The organism is Yersinia intermedia, from assembly GCF_900635455.1.
In the GTDB taxonomy this organism is placed as follows: Bacteria; Pseudomonadota; Gammaproteobacteria; order Enterobacterales; family Enterobacteriaceae; genus Yersinia; species Yersinia intermedia.
The window spans coordinates 1,248,559-1,265,627 of sequence record NZ_LR134116.1 but is presented as its reverse complement, the minus strand read 5'-3'; the positions used below and the strand labels follow the sequence as shown (position 1 = coordinate 1,265,627).

Here is a 17,069-nt window from a genome sequence, read left to right as displayed (position 1 = left end):
GTAATGCAAGAGCCACTTCAGTCTGCCAGCCAGTCTGGCTCCGTATTGATTGTTGAAGATGAACCGAAGCTCGGCCAGCTATTGGTCGATTACCTGCAAGCTGCGGGTTATCAGACCCAATGGCTAACCAGGGGAGACGAGGTAGTCGCGGCAGTCCGTCAGTCGCCACCGGCCATTATCTTGCTGGACTTAATGTTACCCGGCAGCGATGGCATTACCATTTGCCGAGAAATCCGCCGTTTCTCTGATGTGCCAATTATGATGGTGACGGCAAAAACCGAAGAGATTGATCGGTTGCTGGGGCTGGAAATTGGTGCTGACGACTATATCTGCAAACCCTATAGCCCGAGGGAAGTGGTGGCGCGGGTCAAAACCATTCTGCGCCGCTGCCGGCCGCTCCCGCAGCAGCCCAGTGAGACGGTGCCACTGCTGATTGATGAATCCCGCTTTCAGGCCAGTTATCAGGGCCACTCATTAGAATTAACCCCGGCAGAATTTCGTTTACTGAAAATACTGGCAACCCAACCGGGCCATGTGTTTAGCCGTGAACAACTGTTGAATAATCTGTATGACGATTACCGCGTGGTGACGGATCGCACCATCGATAGCCATATCAAAAATCTCCGGCGCAAGCTGGAATCACTCGATGGCGAAAAGCCATTTATCCGCGCGGTATATGGGATGGGATATCGCTGGGAAGCAGAGATCTGCCGTTTACTGTAATTTCCATATTACCCAGTCCGAATTATGCTGGAGTAAGGCGTATTAAGCTGACTTCCTATGAACGTTGACTACACTGTTAGAGGTATCAACCAATAGGAGAAACACTATGGCCATGGGTCACTATGAGATTAAGAAAGCAAAAAATGGGCAGTACCATTTCAATTTGAAAGCCAGCAATGGCGAAATTATTCTCTCCAGTGAGATGTACGCCAGTAAAGCCTCGGCTGAAAACGGCATATCATCAGTGCAAAGCAACTCTCCGCTGGAAAGCCAGTATGAACTGAAGCGTAACGTCAAAAACGAACCTTACTTCGTTTTGAAAGCAAAGAATCATCAGATTATTGGTATCAGTGAATCTTACAGTTCTGAAGCTGCCGCCAAAAATGGCATTGCCTCTGTAACAAAAAATGGCCCGACCACCACAATTAAAGATTTGACGCTGTAACTTTTATTTATCTGATAGCGCTATTTTACCTACTTATCCTTATACCCAATAGATTTCAACGCGAAAATTTGCAATTTGAAAGATGATGGGAATACGCGCGGGGCAGTTGACCGCGCTTTTCTCTTTTTATATTGATCCAGATCATTTAAACCTTACAAAAATTGTGCGATGGCTGATTTTCCTGATTGGCAAGGTTACAATCCCCGGCTTTTAACCACCCCTTCGGGCGTGGTCCTGACTTGAACTCAGACTGAGAGCCGTTTATATGTCTTCATCTATCCCTTTTACCCCAGAATTATTATCGCCTGCCGGTACCCTTAAAAACATGCGTTATGCCTTTGCTTACGGCGCAGATGCGGTTTATGCCGGCCAACCGCGTTACAGTCTGCGGGTGCGTAATAATGAGTTTAATCACGAAAACCTGGCATTAGGTATTCAGGAGGCGCATGCACTTGGTAAGCGCTTCTATGTGGTCGTGAATATTGCCCCCCACAACTCCAAACTGAAAACCTTTTTGCGTGATTTAAAACCGGTGATCGATATGGGGCCAGATGCACTGATTATGTCAGACCCCGGCTTGATCATGATGGTACGCGAGGCGTTCCCGCAGATGGATATTCATCTGTCAGTACAAGCCAACGCCGTCAACTGGGCTACCGTCAAATTTTGGCAACAAATGGGTCTGACCCGCGTTATTCTCTCCCGCGAATTATCACTGGAAGAAATTGCAGAAATACGTGCGCAAGTTCCTGATATGGAACTGGAGATTTTTGTTCACGGCGCACTGTGCATGGCCTATTCCGGCCGTTGCCTGCTGTCTGGTTATATCAATAAACGCGATCCGAATCAGGGAACCTGCACCAATGCTTGCCGCTGGGAATATAATGTTCAGGAAGGCAAAGAAGATGAAATCGGCAACATCGTGCATATTCATCAACCGATCGCGGTAAAGAATATTGAACCAACATTGGGTATCGGCGCACCGACCGACAAAGTGTTTATGATTGAGGAAGCACAGCGCCCTGGTGAGTACATGACCGCCACCGAAGATGAGCACGGTACTTACATCATGAACTCAAAAGACCTACGCGCTATTCAACATGTGGAACGCCTGACTCAACTCGGGGTACATTCGCTGAAAATTGAAGGTCGGACTAAATCTTTCTACTATTGCGCCCGTACCGCACAGGTTTACCGCCGCGCTATCGATGATGCCGTTGCGGGCAAACCTTTTGATCCAACCTTGTTGACCACGCTGGAAGGCTTGGCTCACCGTGGTTATACCGAAGGCTTCCTGCGCCGTCATGTGCATGAAGAGCAACAAACTTACGATTACGGCTATTCAGTTTCTGAACGCCAGCAATTTGTCGGTGAGTTTACCGGTGTGCGCCGTGACGGCTTGGCGGAAGTGGTGGTCAAAAACAAATTCTCGGTCGGTGATAGCGTTGAGCTGATGACGCCAAACGGCAATATTCAGTTCATACTCGCCAGCATGCAAGATAAAAAAAGTCAGCCCGCTGATATTGCACCGGGTAATGGCCATATCATGTATTTGCCAATCCCCGAGGACATTAATGTAGAATATGGCTTACTGGTACGTAATCTAAACGGGACAAATAGCCGAAATCCCCATGAAAAAGCGTAACATAAAGCAATAAAAAATAATGCCATCACCCAGATGGCATTTTTAGCAAATATTAGAAATAGATCACATCAATTATAATTACGCTGAGGTAACATAGCTCGAGTACAATCAAGAACTAAAAAAGTTTTAAAACAAGACTAGGAACCACCTCCTTGGCTAGCCCAATCTCCCTTGGGCTGGCCTTTTCTTTTTTACGTATCTATCCAGCTGATTATTATTGAATTTACCTACTTTTTTATTATTGATGGTTCTTGTTAAGTTATTAACTAATAATAAGAAAACCGGTTTTCTGAATAACCTCACCATCAAACATTAATTATCTCCATTAAATAAATACCCTAACAAAAATAAAACCTCTTTTTATTAAACTTAACGATAATTGATATTTGCCATATTGCCGGAATAATCTCATATAGCTAAAGGCGTTAAACTCACCACCAGCAAGTGATTTGGGTGACATGTATGCCAGCCCGCAGGATGAGGCGCATTAATCCCGAATCACTTATTCAAGTAAGTGATTCGGGTGACAAATCTGTCGGGAGCAGATTTGAACACTGCTTGCGGTAGCCTCAACGAGGCGAGGCCCAAGGATGGGCCGAGTAACGAACGCCGCTAACCCCCCTGCAAGTTCAAGTAAGAAGGGGATAGGTAAAATAAACAGCAATGGGTTACTGTTACTCCTATCGCAGAAACGATTGGAGCACCTTATGACCTCAATGCCACGTACCCTTTTGATCTTGAATGGTAAGGAATCGGGTAATCTTGAAGTTCGCAATGCCGTTAAGAACTTACGTGAGGAAGGTATCACGCTTCACGTTCGAGTCACTTGGGAATATGGGGATGCGAAGCGTTATGTTGGCGAGGCAGCCGGTCTGGGGGTCGATACTGTAATTGCCGGTGGCGGAGACGGCACTATTAATGAGGTCGCCAGCGCACTGATGGGCTTACCCTCTTACAATCGGCCTAATTTGGGTATTGTGCCCTTAGGCACAGCCAACGATTTCGCTACCAGTTGTAATATTCCCCTGCACATAGAAAATGCGCTGCAATTAGCGGTCAAAGGCCGGGCTGTTACCGTTGATATCGCTCGGGTAAATGACGAACACTACTTTATCAATATGGCAACCGGTGGTTTTGGCACCCGCATTACCACTGAAACCCCCGAAAAACTCAAAGCCGTACTAGGGGGGGCTTCATATTTTCTTCATGGCCTGATGCGTATGGATACAATTAAAGCAGATAGCTGTGAAATACATGGCCCTGATTTCCAATGGGCGGGTGATGCTCTGGTGATAGGTATCGGCAACGGTCGGCAAGCCGGTGGTGGACAGCCTCTCTGCCCCGACGCACTGATTAATGATGGCTTGCTGCAATTGCGGTTGCTGACCGCAGAAGAATTGCTTCCTGCCCTACTGACCAGCGTGTTCAGTGGTGAGAAAAATAAAAATGTAGTGGAGGCCACCTTGCCTTGGCTGGAAATCACCGCCCCCCATGACATCACTTTTAATCTGGATGGCGAACCACTGGCAGGCAAACATTTCCGTATCGAGATAATCCCCAATGCAATTGGATGCCGCCTGCCACCTAATTGTGAACTGCTAGGTTAAATATTTATAAGTGGGCTTCCCAGCGGTTAGCCCATGATTCCTTTGGGCTTTATTACCCCTATCTCTCTGACAAACTTAACGCTAATCAGGCTTTAGTCTGATCCAACACATTTATTTCACGCCATAACCTTTCATTTCAATCCCATTTTCTTTTAACTTTAATTTTCACTTTGAAAGGTTTATCTTTCAAAGTGTGATCTATATGCAATAAATGAATCTGAAAAATGATTATGGTAGTTCACATGGCGACAGACAAGATGCTGAAGTTCATTCTGGTACCTCAGTATTTTGAATACCGTTTTATCACGCGGTTCCTGAAGTTTCTTTTCAAAACAAAAGTTTATAAAAACAGCCATAACCTCGATTACAGGAGAAAAAAATGATTGAACTTATAACCCATGGAGCCGAGTGGTTTATCGGACTCTTCCAAAAAGGGGGCGAAGTTTTTGTTGGCATGGTCACCGGGATTTTACCTTTATTAATCAGTTTGTTAGTAATTATGAATGCGCTGATCAAGTTTGTTGGTCAGGACAGGATTGAACGATTAGCACAGCGTTGTGCTGGTAACCCCGTTTCACGTTATCTGCTACTACCACTGATCGGTACTTTTGTGTTTTGTAACCCGATGACCTTGAGTCTTGGGCGCTTTATGCCTGAAAAATATAAACCAAGTTATTACGCGGCCGCTTCTTACAGTTGCCACTCGATGAATGGTTTGTTCCCACACATTAACCCAGGTGAGTTGTTCGTGTTCTTAGGTATTGCCAGTGGTTTAACCACATTAGGCTTACCACTCGGTCCGCTGGCTGTTAGCTACTTCCTGGTTGGATTGTTCACCAACTTCTTCCGTGGCTGGGTTACCGATCTGACGACCTCCATCTTTGAACGCAAAATGGGCATCCGTCTGGACCGTAACGTACAACTTTAATATGTAAATTAAATACATACTGTGTGGAGCAGATCATGAGTGAATTCATCAGGATTGAAAAAGGCGAAGGCGGCTGGGGTGGGCCATTAGTGTTGCCAATCGTCCCAGGTAAAAAAATTGTCTATATCACCGCAGGTACTCGACCAGCCATCATTGACCGCATCAGCGAACTGACTGGTTGGGAAGCGGTTGATGGCTTCAAAGAAGGTGAGCCGCCAGCCGAAGAGATCGCTGTGGCGATTATTGACTGTGGTGGCACCTTGCGCTGCGGCCTGTATCCGAAACGCCGTATTCCAACCGTTAATATCCATTCAACCGGTCAATCCGGGCCGATGGCGCAATACATACTGGAAGATATTTATGTTTCCGGTGTGCGTGAAAAAAATATCCATAAAGTCAGTGGAACCGATCACGCCACCGCAACGACTGCACCAGCAGAACCGGCGACAGCAACGTCAAAACCAGCGGAAACAACTACAAGCAAATCTGGCCGTGATTACGATACCAGCAAGAAAATCACCGAACAAAGTGACGGTTTGCTGGCAAAAGTTGGGATGGGAATGGGGTCGGTCGTGGCGGTGTTCTTCCAGTCAGGCCGCGACACTATCGATACCGTGCTGAAAACTATTCTGCCGTTTATGGCCTTCGTTTCAGCATTAATCGGCATCATCATGGCATCAGGTTTGGGCGACTTTATCGCCCACGGTTTAACACCTCTGGCCAGCAGCCCGATAGGGTTAGTGCTCTTGGCACTGATCTGCTCTTTCCCGCTGTTGTCACCATTCTTAGGCCCAGGGGCCGTTATCGCACAAGTTATCGGCGTATTGGTTGGGGTACAAATTGGTTTGGGGAATATTCCACCACAATTGGCCCTGCCAGCATTATTTGCGATTAATGCTCAGGCGGCATGTGACTTTATCCCGGTCGGTCTCTCTCTAGCCGAAGCCAAGCAAGATACCGTTCGTGTCGGTGTTCCATCGGTTCTGGTTGGCCGCTTCCTTACCGGTGCCCCAACAGTATTGATTGCCTGGGCAGTATCAGCCTTTATTTATCAGTAAGTATTAAATTATCGGTAATAAATTCAACGGTTAAGGATGTACGTATGAATACTATTTATCAGACAACTATTACCAATATCGGCGACAGCGCCCGCGAGGCGCTGCTTGATGACATGCTTATCACCTTCCGCGAAGGGGCGCCCAAAGATATTGAAGAGTTCTGTTTTATCCACCAGCACAGCGATACCGATGGGGAGTTACAGGCTGGCAACATTATGGAACTGGCTGACCTGCGCTATGTGATAACCGCAGTCGGCGAGGTGGCAACTCAGAACCTGCGTGAACTGGGCCATGTCACCATTCGTTTTAATGGTGATAAGCAGCCTGAGTTCCCCGGTTCTATCCATGTGATAGGGCCAACACCCAGTGATATTGCTATCGGTAGCTCACTGAAATTTATTCGTTAACTTATTTATTAATTTATACCCGATGTCATTAGCATCGTAGTTAACACTGCGGATGCTGCAAGAGCTAAGGGTATTAGCCGAAGTAATTGGAATTGCAGCAAGGCAGCAGACGAACAAATCCCGATGAGCTGACACTCGTCAGTGATTCGGGAGCATTCAACTAACACCGCTGCGGCTTCAAGTACCAAGGATAATTTTGGAGGTAGTTATGTCACAAGTAGCAGTCGTTATTGGCGGTGGACAAACTCTGGGCGCATTCTTGTGTCATGGTCTTGCCGAAGCAGGGTATAAAGTTGCAGTTGCTGATTTGAATTCAGATAACGCACAGCTAGTCGCCGATCAGATTAATGCCGAATACGGCGCAGATAGCGCCCGTGGTTTTCAGGTTGATGCAACCAATGAAAGCAGCGTGCAGATGCTGGCAAAAGCAGTAGACCAAAGTTTCCATCAAACCAACCTGCTCGTTTACAGCGCAGGCATTGCCAAAGCTGCACCGATTACTGATTTCCCACTGGATGATTTTGACCGCTCACTACAGGTGAATCTGGTCGGTTACTTCTTATGTGCCCGTGAATTCTCCCGCCTGATGATCCGTGATGGTATTGCTGGGCGAATCATTCAGATCAATTCCAAATCAGGTAAAGTAGGCAGTAAACACAACTCGGGTTACAGTGCTGCCAAGTTTGGTGGTGTTGGTCTGACCCAATCACTGGCTCTGGACCTGGCTGACTACGGTATTACGGTACATTCCCTGATGTTAGGCAATTTATTGAAATCACCGATGTTCCAGTCACTTTTACCTCAGTACGCCGCAAAACTGGGCATTAAGCCGGAAGAAGTTGAAAAGTATTACACCGATAAAGTGCCACTAAAACGGGGTTGTGATTATCAGGATGTGCTTAACATGCTGTTGTTCTACGCCAGCGATAAAGCGGCCTATTGCACCGGGCAATCAATTAATATTACCGGCGGTCAGGTGATGTTTTAAGTTCGATGCTGTCTGAAAAAACAGTTTGTAGTCCCGGCGAGCGAAGGGTGACTGTTTCTAGCGGCCTCAACGAGGCAAGGCCCAAGGATGGGCTAAGCAACGAACGCCGCTAATATCGCTGCAACATCAAGTAAGAAGGATAAAATATGTCCCCCACATCCGCACTGATCAGTATTGTTATCATCGCCTGGGTACTGCAAATCATGCTCGGCTGGTGGCAAATCAATCAGTTTAACCGTGCTTTCGATCGCCTATGTCAGCACAGTAAATCAGTCGGTGTTGGCCGTTCTGGCGGGCGTTTTAAACCCCGCGTGGTGATAGCACTGGCTTTCGATGAAAATATGCGGGTCAGTGACAGCATGATCATGCGCGGCATTAGCGTGTTTGCCCGCCCTCGCCCATTACCCCAGCTTCATGGCTTACATCAGCAGGATTTAATCCCGGATGTGATCTTCCCTACGGATAAAGCATGTCAAACTGCACTATTATTAGCGATTAAACCGAAATCATGATATTTTCACAATGAAAGTTATTCTTTTTCATGTGAAAGTTATGCCTGGAGAAGAGGCAATGGAAATACTTGAGCGGGGATCGTTATGAAACCAAAGCAGCGACAGGTTGCAATCTTGGAATATCTTCAACAACACGGAAAGACGGCCGTCGATCAACTCGCCGCGCATTTCTCAACCACCGGTACCACTATCCGTAAGGATTTAACCAGCCTTGAAAATGAAGGGGCGGTTATCCGTACCTACGGTGGGGTAGTATTAAATCGTGATGATATAGAACAACCCATTGACCGTAAAACCCACATTAATACGGATAAGAAAAAGCAAATTGCTCAAGCTGCCAGCAAACTGATTAAAGACGGTGATAGCCTGGTTTTTGATGCAGGTAGTACCGTGCTGCAAATGGTGCCCCACCTGACAAAATTCAACAATATCACGGTGATGACTAACAGCCTGCATATCGTCAATGAACTGGTTGAACTGGATAACGATCAGACTATCTTGATGCCAGGTGGCACTTACCGTAAAGGCTCAGCCTCTTTTCATGGTAGTCTGGCGGAGTCTGCATTTGATAATTTCAGTTTCGATAAGCTATTTATCGGTGCGGATGGGGTCGATCTAAAGGCGGGAGTCACTACGTTTAACGAAGTTTATCATGTCAGTACAGCTATGTGCCACGCCGCTAGCCGTATCATTTTGCTGGTCGACTCTTCCAAATTTGGCCGTAAAAGCCCAAATGTAGTGTGCCCGTTAAGTGCCGTTGATACCCTGATTACAGATAAAGGTATTAGCCCAGAATATTTGCAAGCACTACAGGACATGGGCATTAACATCATTCTGGTTGATAAAAATGACTAATCCGTTAATTACCTATGCCCGCGAAACACTTGAAATTGAACTGACCGAAGCGCACAAGTTGCTGTCACGTTTAGATGATAATTTTGTTCGGGCCTGTGAGTTATTGTTAGCCTGCACCGGTAAGGCTGTAGTGTCTGGGATTGGCAAATCTGGTCACATTGGTAAAAAGATTGCTGCATCGCTGGCCAGTACCGGCACCCCTTCTTTCTTTGTACACCCTGCTGAGGCATTGCACGGCGATTTGGGCATGATTGGCCCACAGGATGTGGTGATTTTTATCTCCTACTCTGGCCGCGCCAAAGAACTGGACCTGATTCTGCCATTACTAGCGGATAGCAAAATTCCCGTGATTGCCATCACTGGCGGTAAAGAGTCCCCGCTGGCGCTAGGTGCTGCCTGTGTACTGGATATCAGTGTTGAGCACGAAGCTTGCCCGATGGGGTTGGCTCCCACTTCCAGCGCGGTTAATACCCTGATGATGGGGGATGCCCTGGCAATGGCATTAATGCGCCATCGCGGTTTCGGTGCAGAAGATTTTGCCCGCTCACATCCTGGCGGCAGCTTGGGCGCAAGGCTGCTTAATCGGGTCCATCATTTAATGAGAACCGGTGATAGCCTGCCGATGGTACATGAATCCGACAGCGTAATGGAAGCCATGTTAGAACTGAGCCGTACAGGGCTAGGGCTGGTGGCCGTATGTGATCCAGAGCAACGGGTAGTCGGGGTATTTACTGACGGCGATTTACGCCGCTGGCTGGTAAAAGGCGGCACCTTACAACAACCATTGGGAAGCGCTATCACTCGGCCAGGCTACCGATTACCTGAGCAGTGGCGTGCAGGAGAAGCGCTGGAGGCACTGCATCAGCACCATCTCAGTGCTGCACCGGTGGTGAACCTGGACGGGAAACTGGTGGGAGCCATTAATCTGCACGACCTGCATCAAGCGGGCGTTGGCTGATATCTCCCGCGTTAGCTGTATTCACCACACAGGCCTCGCTGCTACGAGGCCGCTACAAACAGCATTCAAATCCGCCAGTAGCATTTATACTGATATAATCAATTGATTAATCTAGATAAATTCGCTTATTAGCGCCCTGCCTGCATCGTTAACGCTATTGAGTTTAGCATCTTTGATAAATACGCCTGAATCACCAACCATCAGTGCCAATTAGGATCTTGCTGTAACTGTTTTTTTAGCATGGACTGGATACTGTCATCAGGGCGACCTAGCCATTGATAAGTCGCGAACTCACTTGGCTTATCAAGTGCTTGTGGCTTGTCGGCAACAGAGATACGCATTCCCCACGCCTGCCATACTTGTTTTTTATTCTGGCTAAACGCCACCCACATAAAGTTATTACTGCAATCATGAGGTTTACAAATTCGCCCCACCTTGTATTGCTGCCCTTGCCAATTTAGCACCTCATAAGGTGCCGACGTCCCTGTCCCTTTGCGCGCCCATGCTGGGAGATTCTTTTGGCTTTTCACCATTTTTTGCCAGCTATTCTTATAAACCGGCTGTTGCAGCAAATCTGCCGTAGTCGTGCGGATTTGGGCGGGAGACATCTCAGCGGCTGACGTGACAGCGGCAGTTGTGGTGGCTGACTGCGCGAAGGCCCAAGAGCTGACACTGAACATCACCGCTGCAACAAGACAATGGCGGGTTTTGTTACCTTTCATTATCGAAATCCTTATTATCTGATTAATCTACTCGCCGAGCAGCGAACCTGGCTCTGTGCAACGGCTCAGCGGGCGTGGTATTGGTTTGCCTGTCTATGACCATCAACCGGCGAAAAAGTTGATCCATAGCACGAATTTTCATCCTAATTCCAGTTATACCATAATCTGTATGACAGCTTGAGTTAAGCTATGAACCAGATAGCTATTAGCCGATCACAACACGATAAAAGGCCATGCCATGTTAACTGTTGAGTTACCCGAAGAACCCGAGAAGCTGTATTACTCTGCCGGGGATGCCCACCCGCTGGCTAAGCTTGAAACGGATAAAATTATCCAGATGGTTGTCGATCTGGATGTTGCTAACTCCGACAGCGAACATTATGTTACCGGTTGGATGGGGCTAAACAGCGTGGTGGTGGTACGTAATTACCAGAATAAGCGCGGTACGGCCAACGGTTTTGTGGTGAATAAAGGCGATCGCTATCGTCTGAGCATTCAATCCATTGAATTCCGCATTCCTAAGGCTGTGTTGTGGATGAGCTTTCGCCGTAAACCTCGCACCATGGAGTTAATCACCTACGAAACATTGGGCGAGCAACCTAGCGGTATGCAGCAATACCGTAATATCCTCGATGAAGAGCTGCTGCAGCAACTAGATGCTGATTGGTGCGAATTGAATGATTATCTTGGCGCAGCCTGCTGGCAACTTGAAAATGGCACGCCTTTGTGGCAGCAAACCCAGCAACAGATTACGCCGGAGGCTATCCGCCAGTTAGTCGATGCCCCTATTTTCCGCACCAAACATCTACAGGCTGATGGAGATTACGCTGGGTTCTGGGCCGGAGAGTACTTTTTTGCCGTTCGCCAACCTAGCACAGGCAACCCCTTACCTGCGGTACAAATTTCCTGGCGTGAAGATGAAAAAGATATCGGCAGTTATCAATTTGATCTGATTAACGGTGCAGCAGGCGAGCCAAAACTCTCACTGTGTATTCGCCCGCGCAAGGGTGCGGACAGTTATCTGCTTAACCGTTTTGATGCCCATCATTTGCAACGAGCTATCGCGATGTTTGCAATGACTCAGCGCTATTTATTAGCATAAGAATCTCTGCTATTCCAATAAATAAGGCATGCACTTCATCATTGGAGTTGCAGGTAGGCGGCAAGTGAACACATCCCGATGAGCTGACTCAAGTCAGTGATTCTGCGGGGGGAGCGCAGCTAACAACCCTGTAGCTTCAAAGGCGAAGGATCCCCAAAGTCATTGGAGTTGCAGGTAGGCGGCAAGTGAACACATCCCGATGAGCTGACTCAAGTCAGTGATTCGGGGGGGAGCGCAGCTAACAACCCTGCAGCTTCAAAGGCGAAGGATCCCCAAAGTCATTGGAGTTGCAGGTAGGCGGCAAGTGAACACATCCCGATGAGCTGACTCAAGTCAGTGATTCTGCGGGGGGAGCGCAGCTAACAACCCTGTAGCTTCAAGGACGAAGGGGATTACCACCACTGGTGGAAATGATGCACCGGCCCTACCCCCTGCCCGACTTCAAGGGTATCGGCTTGTTCTAATGCACCTTGCAGATAGTGTTTGGCGGCATTCACCGTATCATCCCAATCGCGGTGCCGTGGCCGCAAAGCCGCCAATGCTGCCGATAAGGTGCAGCCGGTGCCGTGAGTATGACGGGTCTTCACTCTGCGGGTAACAAAACGCTGTTCGCCTTGTGCCGTAAACAGCCAATCAGGGCTATCTTCACCACTCAGATGGCCCCCCTTCATCAATACCGCCTGGCAACCCTGTGCAAGTAGCGCCCGCCCTTGATCACACATTTGTTGCTCATCGCAAGCGGGTTGGCAATTGAGTAACGCCGCCGCTTCTGGCAGATTCGGGGTAATTAAAGCAACCTGCGGTAACAGCAATTGGCGTACTGCGTCCACGGCCTCTGGCGCCAGCAACGGATCACCGCTTTTGGCGACCATCACGGTATCCAGCACTACAAATGGGATGGGATAACGGCGCAGTTGCCTGGCAACGATATCGACAATGTCAGCGTTAGCCAGCATACCGATTTTAGCACTATCGATGCGCACATCACTGAGAACGGAATCGAGTTGAGCTGCGACAAACGCCGGTTCGATGGGATAAACTGACTGCACACCACGGGTATTTTGTGCCACCAGAGCGGTGATCACACTGGTGCCGTAAGCTTGCAAAGCAGAGAAAGTTTTCAAATCAGCCTGAATACCGGCCCCACCACTGGGGTCAGTTCCGGCAATCGTGAGCGCATTAATTCGCTTCATGAATGTCTCCCGTACTCATATCAATGGGAGTTCGAATAGCAGCAACAGCGAGAATAGCTAAAGAGAAAACGGCAGGTTGAACAAACATATTCCTCCTAACCGGCGGTCAAGAAGGCGGTACCCTAAGGTGCCGAGACTTCCCTACGCTGGCATAATCCAGATCAGGTAATACGGGTAATATCTCAGCCATGCCACTGTTTGTGGCAGGCACCCCGAGTCAGAATTGTTATTATCACGGGCAGGTGGTAGAAGATCAATCATGTATTGGTTAAACCAATGATCAATGTCGCGAAAATGCCCTGTCTGGGAGGTATAACCGTAGGATGAGCATCAAGATTCGTCAGTATCAGGAAAGTGACCGACCATTCCTGCGCACCTTGTATCTGGCATCACGTAAAGCAGCATTTACCTGGCTGGACGTTGAACGCTTTAGGCTGGAAGATTTTGATCGTTCAACGATAGGTGAAACGGTGCTGGTTGCCGTTGATGGCGATCAACACTTGGGTTTTGCCTCAATTTTTATGGAGGAGAGTTTCCTGCATAATCTGTTTATTGACCCCGTGGTGCAACAGGCCGGTACGGGGAAAGCCTTATTGCAGGCAGCACAACAGCGATTTGCCAGCCACGGCTCACTCAAATGTTTGGCAAAAAACCAGCATGCGCTGGCGTTTTATCAAAAACAGGGGTGGGTGGCTATAGCTACCGGTATCAGTAATGATGGCGAATATATATTAATGCATTGGCATAATGAAAAGGTTAAATAAGGCAATGTTGAATCAGAATCAGGTAAAAACCTGATTAGCTATTTTAATCCTTTACTTAAAATAGGGAAAAAAGGCAATCAACTTTCACCTCCACTTAATTAAGGATTATTTATGCAGCCCATATCAAATGAATTGACTGTCGCAACGATAAACCTCACACAAAAAAATACTCCACTTTCAGGTGAAAATAATAACAGCCCAATATTAAATAGTAAAATAGAAGCCACAGATTATATTAAATCATTGATCCAAGACCAATATAGTAGTCAATTTGATGTAGAGAACACCATTGGGGAGTTAAATGGAAGAATAGAAATATCACTTAACACGCTTGAATTTGGCGTTAGTGAAAAGCTATATTATGTTACTGCAAATATGGACCCTAGAAACTTTTTCTATCTCGAAGAAGGAGCTGACAATCATTGGGATATCAACACATTAAATATTAAGGACAATCATACTCGTCAAGTGGTTTTTATTTTTGACACTAATTTACCCTCAGCCACCCTGCCTGTTGATATGAAACTGGTGACCGAAAGAATAGAGGAATTGAATGGAGTTTATTATGTACACTGCAATCCAGAAATTAAGTTTTCTTTACATGAATTAACATTTAAAAATGAAGAAATAAAGCAAAAGTCGGATTTAATAAACAGTTTTAAACTCGATCCACAAAGAAAAGAAAAACTAATAGAATTATTAAAAAATTGCTCATCCAGAAATAAATTTTGTTCTAATAATGATGCGGTGGAGCTCTGCAAAAACTTTCGCGACCTTTTTGACAGTACCGATGAGATTACACCTCAAATGCAAAGAAACACACTTAAACTGGCAAATGAGTTGGCAAAAAGTCATTAATTTATAAGGGAGCCTTAGCTCCCTTATTTTAATACACTATTCCCCGCGCAGCGCCTTCACATCATCGGCTTTTATATTCAGTGCCAATTGTCCAAATTGCTGTGGCAAATAATGACTCAAACTAATAACCTGTGGCTGCGGTAATCTGCTTTTTTATCATTAATTTCTAACTTATAAACCACCGCTTGTGGGCGCACAACTGCACCAGCCTGTGCTGCTATTTCGACATGGATAATACCGTTATACATGGTACCAATCGGGCAAATAGGCATACCAGCGCAGTATTCATCCGTTGTATTTATAGAAGTAGATCATGTTTTCGCCTCCATCATTACCTCAATACGATTAAGGATATACGCCACTTGATGCCAAACTTGCTGATATTCGGTTGAGTTATAGGTATGCAAGAATTCCACCAAGAGTGCTTTAGTTTGTTGCCATATTGCCTCATCGACAGGATGGTCTTTATTTGTCTCAAAAAAGGTTTCCAGTGTTCCCACTTTTTGCAAGTAAGCATCTAATCCTGTAGTCCATTCGCTTATATGTAACTTGTGAGAAATTTGCGCCAGCAGCCAGGGAATATAGTCACGGCTGAGACTAACATCCCATACACCAACACCTGTTGCGGACCATGTGGCATTCAGAGCACTGCAATGCATGCCTTTATCATCGGTAAGTCCATCCAGTGCACAAATGCTCTTTTCTACATCAAGCACATAGCCTAAAGCCGGACTATTAATGAATACTGCATCATGGGGGGTTCGCTCATTAAAGTTCACTGCTGCACCAATATATTCGCCTAATTTTGGCCCGGTCAGCACACCGTTGAAGTTAATATATTGTGGTTTGTCATTCATATAAAAATGCAAAACTTTATTTTTATAGCCATTAACCAGATAATGATATTCCCAGTCAGCCATAAAGTACCATTTTTTGTTGTACATATTATAAGCAACACCATTATCACAACGGTATTCTAAACTATTATCACTGTAGTTGCTGCGGTGGTAGGTAAAACTAATGGCTGAAGGTTTGTCAGATCCATCATTCAATAATGAAAGGCATGAGGATTCTATTAATGCCTTACCTTCACTTAATTTATTGTACGCCATCAAGTATTGAGTTTCTGCATTATAATAAATATGATTTAGGCCATCTTTATTGCCCAAATAGATATAGGTATCATCTGGTTGATCCAAACGATGGGTAATTACCTCACGGTGGTCATTTACGCCGTTTGATTCAAGCGTTTCTTTATATTGTAAAAAGGGTCTAACTGCGTTTTCCTTCCACGTATCAATAGTAGATTCATCAAACCATACCGTATTTTCATCAATGAACACACTCTGCGGAGAATGTTCATTCCTCCCGCCATAAAGAATATTAGTTGGACCAGTATGTAACCTCACATAGAAGCCAATTTGATCCAATGATAAAGCGCTACCTGTTCCCAGATTAACTAATCGTAGTTTGTTTTCTACCATTTTGGGAAACCAATTTTGGCCAGAGTTATTAAAATCGCAATAGGTAAATGCCACATTTGCATCAAGATTATTACTACGCCGGTCCACCGGTGACAAGCAGTAGAGGTTACGATCAAACCCTTGCCCGATAAAGGCCGTCATTATCTGCCCTGCATGACTATAAAAGAGGTAAGAACTTTGTCCATTGGCATCAATAGGCTGACTTTGCTTAGTTAAAAGGATGCTATGACCATTGTTAACATAATAATCATAGCTGAAATATTTTTCAGGAAAAATATCTGAATGATAATTGAATATCACCCGATGGTTCTCAGAGTATAAATTTTTTGGTAATACACGATAAGAACTGATGTCTGCTGTTAATCCATACGTTGCTAACTCAGCCGCATTGGTGTTTTTATAAAATGAAGCCGCTTTTCCTAGAAAAGAATAATCACTGAACACATCAACCCGTAAATTAGAAGGGATCTTTATTGATGCAATATTGTTATTCCACTGACTAAATAGCCATTCATCTTCAGTATAATAAGGCACGCAAAATTTTGTACCATCCTCTTTTTCAGAATAATTATCTTTTGAATAAAAACAGACATTATCTTCATTACGATGGTCTGCTATTGCTGGCATTGATATAAAAACACATAGGATAATCAAAATACTAATTTTAGCATTCATATTTCACCTGTTAATTATAAAGAAACCAAAGGTATCCTTTACATCACATGGGAAGGTAAGCATCACGGTTTTTATATTCACATACAGCAACCTGACTTAAAAGCGATACTCACAAAAATGCCGTTCGTTTTTTATTTATCCGTAA

General features: G+C 45.8%; 18 protein-coding genes and 1 riboswitch. Of the genes, 14 read left to right on the top strand and 4 right to left on the bottom strand.

Going from position 1 to position 17,069, the window contains the following annotated elements; all coding sequences use genetic code 11:
• Window positions 1-3 precede the first annotated feature (3 nt).
• The 11 genes from baeR (at window position 4) to gutQ (ending at window position 10,126) form a co-directional block, all read left to right on the top strand.
• The gene (gene baeR, locus EL015_RS05915) at window positions 4-723 is read left to right on the top strand and encodes an envelope stress response regulator BaeR (RefSeq protein ID WP_005183995.1); all 720 of its coding nucleotides are present in this window, start codon (window positions 4-6) and stop codon (window positions 721-723) included.
• 106 nt (window positions 724-829) lie between these two features.
• Window positions 830-1,168, top strand: coding sequence for a YegP family protein (locus tag EL015_RS05910; RefSeq protein ID WP_032906000.1), 339 nt, complete (start codon window positions 830-832; stop codon window positions 1,166-1,168).
• A 325-nt stretch (window positions 1,169-1,493) separates the two neighbouring features.
• The gene (gene trhP / locus EL015_RS05905) at window positions 1,494-2,813 is read left to right on the top strand and encodes a prephenate-dependent tRNA uridine(34) hydroxylase TrhP (RefSeq protein ID WP_230857930.1); all 1,320 of its coding nucleotides are present in this window, start codon (window positions 1,494-1,496) and stop codon (window positions 2,811-2,813) included.
• A gap of 716 nt (window positions 2,814-3,529) precedes the next feature.
• Complete coding sequence (gene yegS / locus EL015_RS05900) at window positions 3,530-4,420, top strand: lipid kinase YegS (protein ID WP_072088772.1); 891 nt, start codon at window positions 3,530-3,532, stop codon at window positions 4,418-4,420.
• A 379-nt stretch (window positions 4,421-4,799) separates the two neighbouring features.
• Complete coding sequence (gene srlA / locus EL015_RS05895) at window positions 4,800-5,348, top strand: PTS glucitol/sorbitol transporter subunit IIC (protein ID WP_004877312.1); 549 nt, start codon at window positions 4,800-4,802, stop codon at window positions 5,346-5,348.
• 35 nt (window positions 5,349-5,383) lie between these two features.
• Window positions 5,384-6,406, top strand: coding sequence for a PTS glucitol/sorbitol transporter subunit IIB (gene srlE / locus EL015_RS05890; protein ID WP_032906002.1), 1,023 nt, complete (start codon window positions 5,384-5,386; stop codon window positions 6,404-6,406).
• Window positions 6,407-6,450: 44 nt separating this feature from the next.
• A complete protein-coding gene (gene srlB, locus EL015_RS05885; RefSeq protein ID WP_005184017.1) occupies window positions 6,451-6,813 on the top strand; it encodes a PTS glucitol/sorbitol transporter subunit IIA in 363 nt (120 codons plus the stop codon).
• A gap of 208 nt (window positions 6,814-7,021) precedes the next feature.
• Window positions 7,022-7,801, top strand: a complete 780-nt coding sequence (gene srlD / locus EL015_RS05880) for a sorbitol-6-phosphate dehydrogenase (RefSeq protein WP_005184019.1) — start codon at window positions 7,022-7,024, stop codon at window positions 7,799-7,801.
• Between the two features lie 146 nt (window positions 7,802-7,947).
• Window positions 7,948-8,313 carry a transcriptional regulator GutM gene (gene gutM, locus EL015_RS05875; RefSeq protein ID WP_005184022.1) on the top strand — a complete coding sequence of 122 codons (366 nt, stop codon included), beginning with the start codon at window positions 7,948-7,950 and terminating at the stop codon, window positions 8,311-8,313.
• Between the two features lie 84 nt (window positions 8,314-8,397).
• Window positions 8,398-9,168 carry a glucitol operon DNA-binding transcriptional repressor SrlR gene (srlR, locus tag EL015_RS05870; RefSeq protein WP_005184024.1) on the top strand — a complete coding sequence of 257 codons (771 nt, stop codon included), beginning with the start codon at window positions 8,398-8,400 and terminating at the stop codon, window positions 9,166-9,168.
• Window positions 9,161-10,126 carry an arabinose-5-phosphate isomerase GutQ gene (gutQ, locus tag EL015_RS05865; RefSeq protein WP_032906004.1) on the top strand — a complete coding sequence of 322 codons (966 nt, stop codon included), beginning with the start codon at window positions 9,161-9,163 and terminating at the stop codon, window positions 10,124-10,126. The genes srlR and gutQ overlap by 8 nt, the downstream gene beginning before the upstream one ends.
• A gap of 200 nt (window positions 10,127-10,326) precedes the next feature.
• Here the strand turns inward: gutQ and EL015_RS05860 are convergent, their stop codons facing one another.
• Window positions 10,327-10,848: an inhibitor of vertebrate lysozyme family protein gene (locus EL015_RS05860; RefSeq protein WP_005184028.1), complete on the bottom strand. Its 522-nt coding sequence runs from the start codon at window positions 10,846-10,848 to the stop codon at window positions 10,327-10,329.
• A gap of 238 nt (window positions 10,849-11,086) precedes the next feature.
• Between EL015_RS05860 and EL015_RS05855 the strand changes: the two genes are divergently transcribed.
• The gene (locus EL015_RS05855) at window positions 11,087-11,950 is read left to right on the top strand and encodes a hypothetical protein (RefSeq protein ID WP_005184031.1); all 864 of its coding nucleotides are present in this window, start codon (window positions 11,087-11,089) and stop codon (window positions 11,948-11,950) included.
• Between the two features lie 392 nt (window positions 11,951-12,342).
• Here the strand turns inward: EL015_RS05855 and thiD are convergent, their stop codons facing one another.
• Complete coding sequence (gene thiD, locus EL015_RS05850; protein ID WP_005191877.1) at window positions 12,343-13,143, bottom strand: bifunctional hydroxymethylpyrimidine kinase/phosphomethylpyrimidine kinase; 801 nt, start codon at window positions 13,141-13,143, stop codon at window positions 12,343-12,345.
• Window positions 13,144-13,264: 121 nt separating this feature from the next.
• A riboswitch (TPP riboswitch) is annotated at window positions 13,265-13,368 on the bottom strand.
• A 98-nt stretch (window positions 13,369-13,466) separates the two neighbouring features.
• On the opposite strand from thiD, the gene EL015_RS05845 reads away from it, so the two are divergent.
• Complete coding sequence (locus EL015_RS05845; protein ID WP_005191879.1) at window positions 13,467-13,907, top strand: GNAT family N-acetyltransferase; 441 nt, start codon at window positions 13,467-13,469, stop codon at window positions 13,905-13,907.
• A 111-nt stretch (window positions 13,908-14,018) separates the two neighbouring features.
• Window positions 14,019-14,765 (top strand): lipocalin/fatty acid-binding family protein, encoded by a 747-nt coding sequence (locus tag EL015_RS05840; RefSeq protein ID WP_005191882.1) that lies wholly within the window; start codon window positions 14,019-14,021, stop codon window positions 14,763-14,765.
• A 116-nt stretch (window positions 14,766-14,881) separates the two neighbouring features.
• Here EL015_RS05840 and EL015_RS22035 read toward each other — a convergent pair whose 3' ends face one another.
• Window positions 14,882-15,013 carry a hypothetical protein gene (locus EL015_RS22035; RefSeq protein WP_269057149.1) on the bottom strand — a complete coding sequence of 44 codons (132 nt, stop codon included), beginning with the start codon at window positions 15,011-15,013 and terminating at the stop codon, window positions 14,882-14,884.
• A gap of 63 nt (window positions 15,014-15,076) precedes the next feature.
• Window positions 15,077-16,924 (bottom strand): hypothetical protein, encoded by a 1,848-nt coding sequence (locus tag EL015_RS05835; protein WP_032907812.1) that lies wholly within the window; start codon window positions 16,922-16,924, stop codon window positions 15,077-15,079.
• Between the last annotated feature and the right edge of the window lie 145 nt (window positions 16,925-17,069).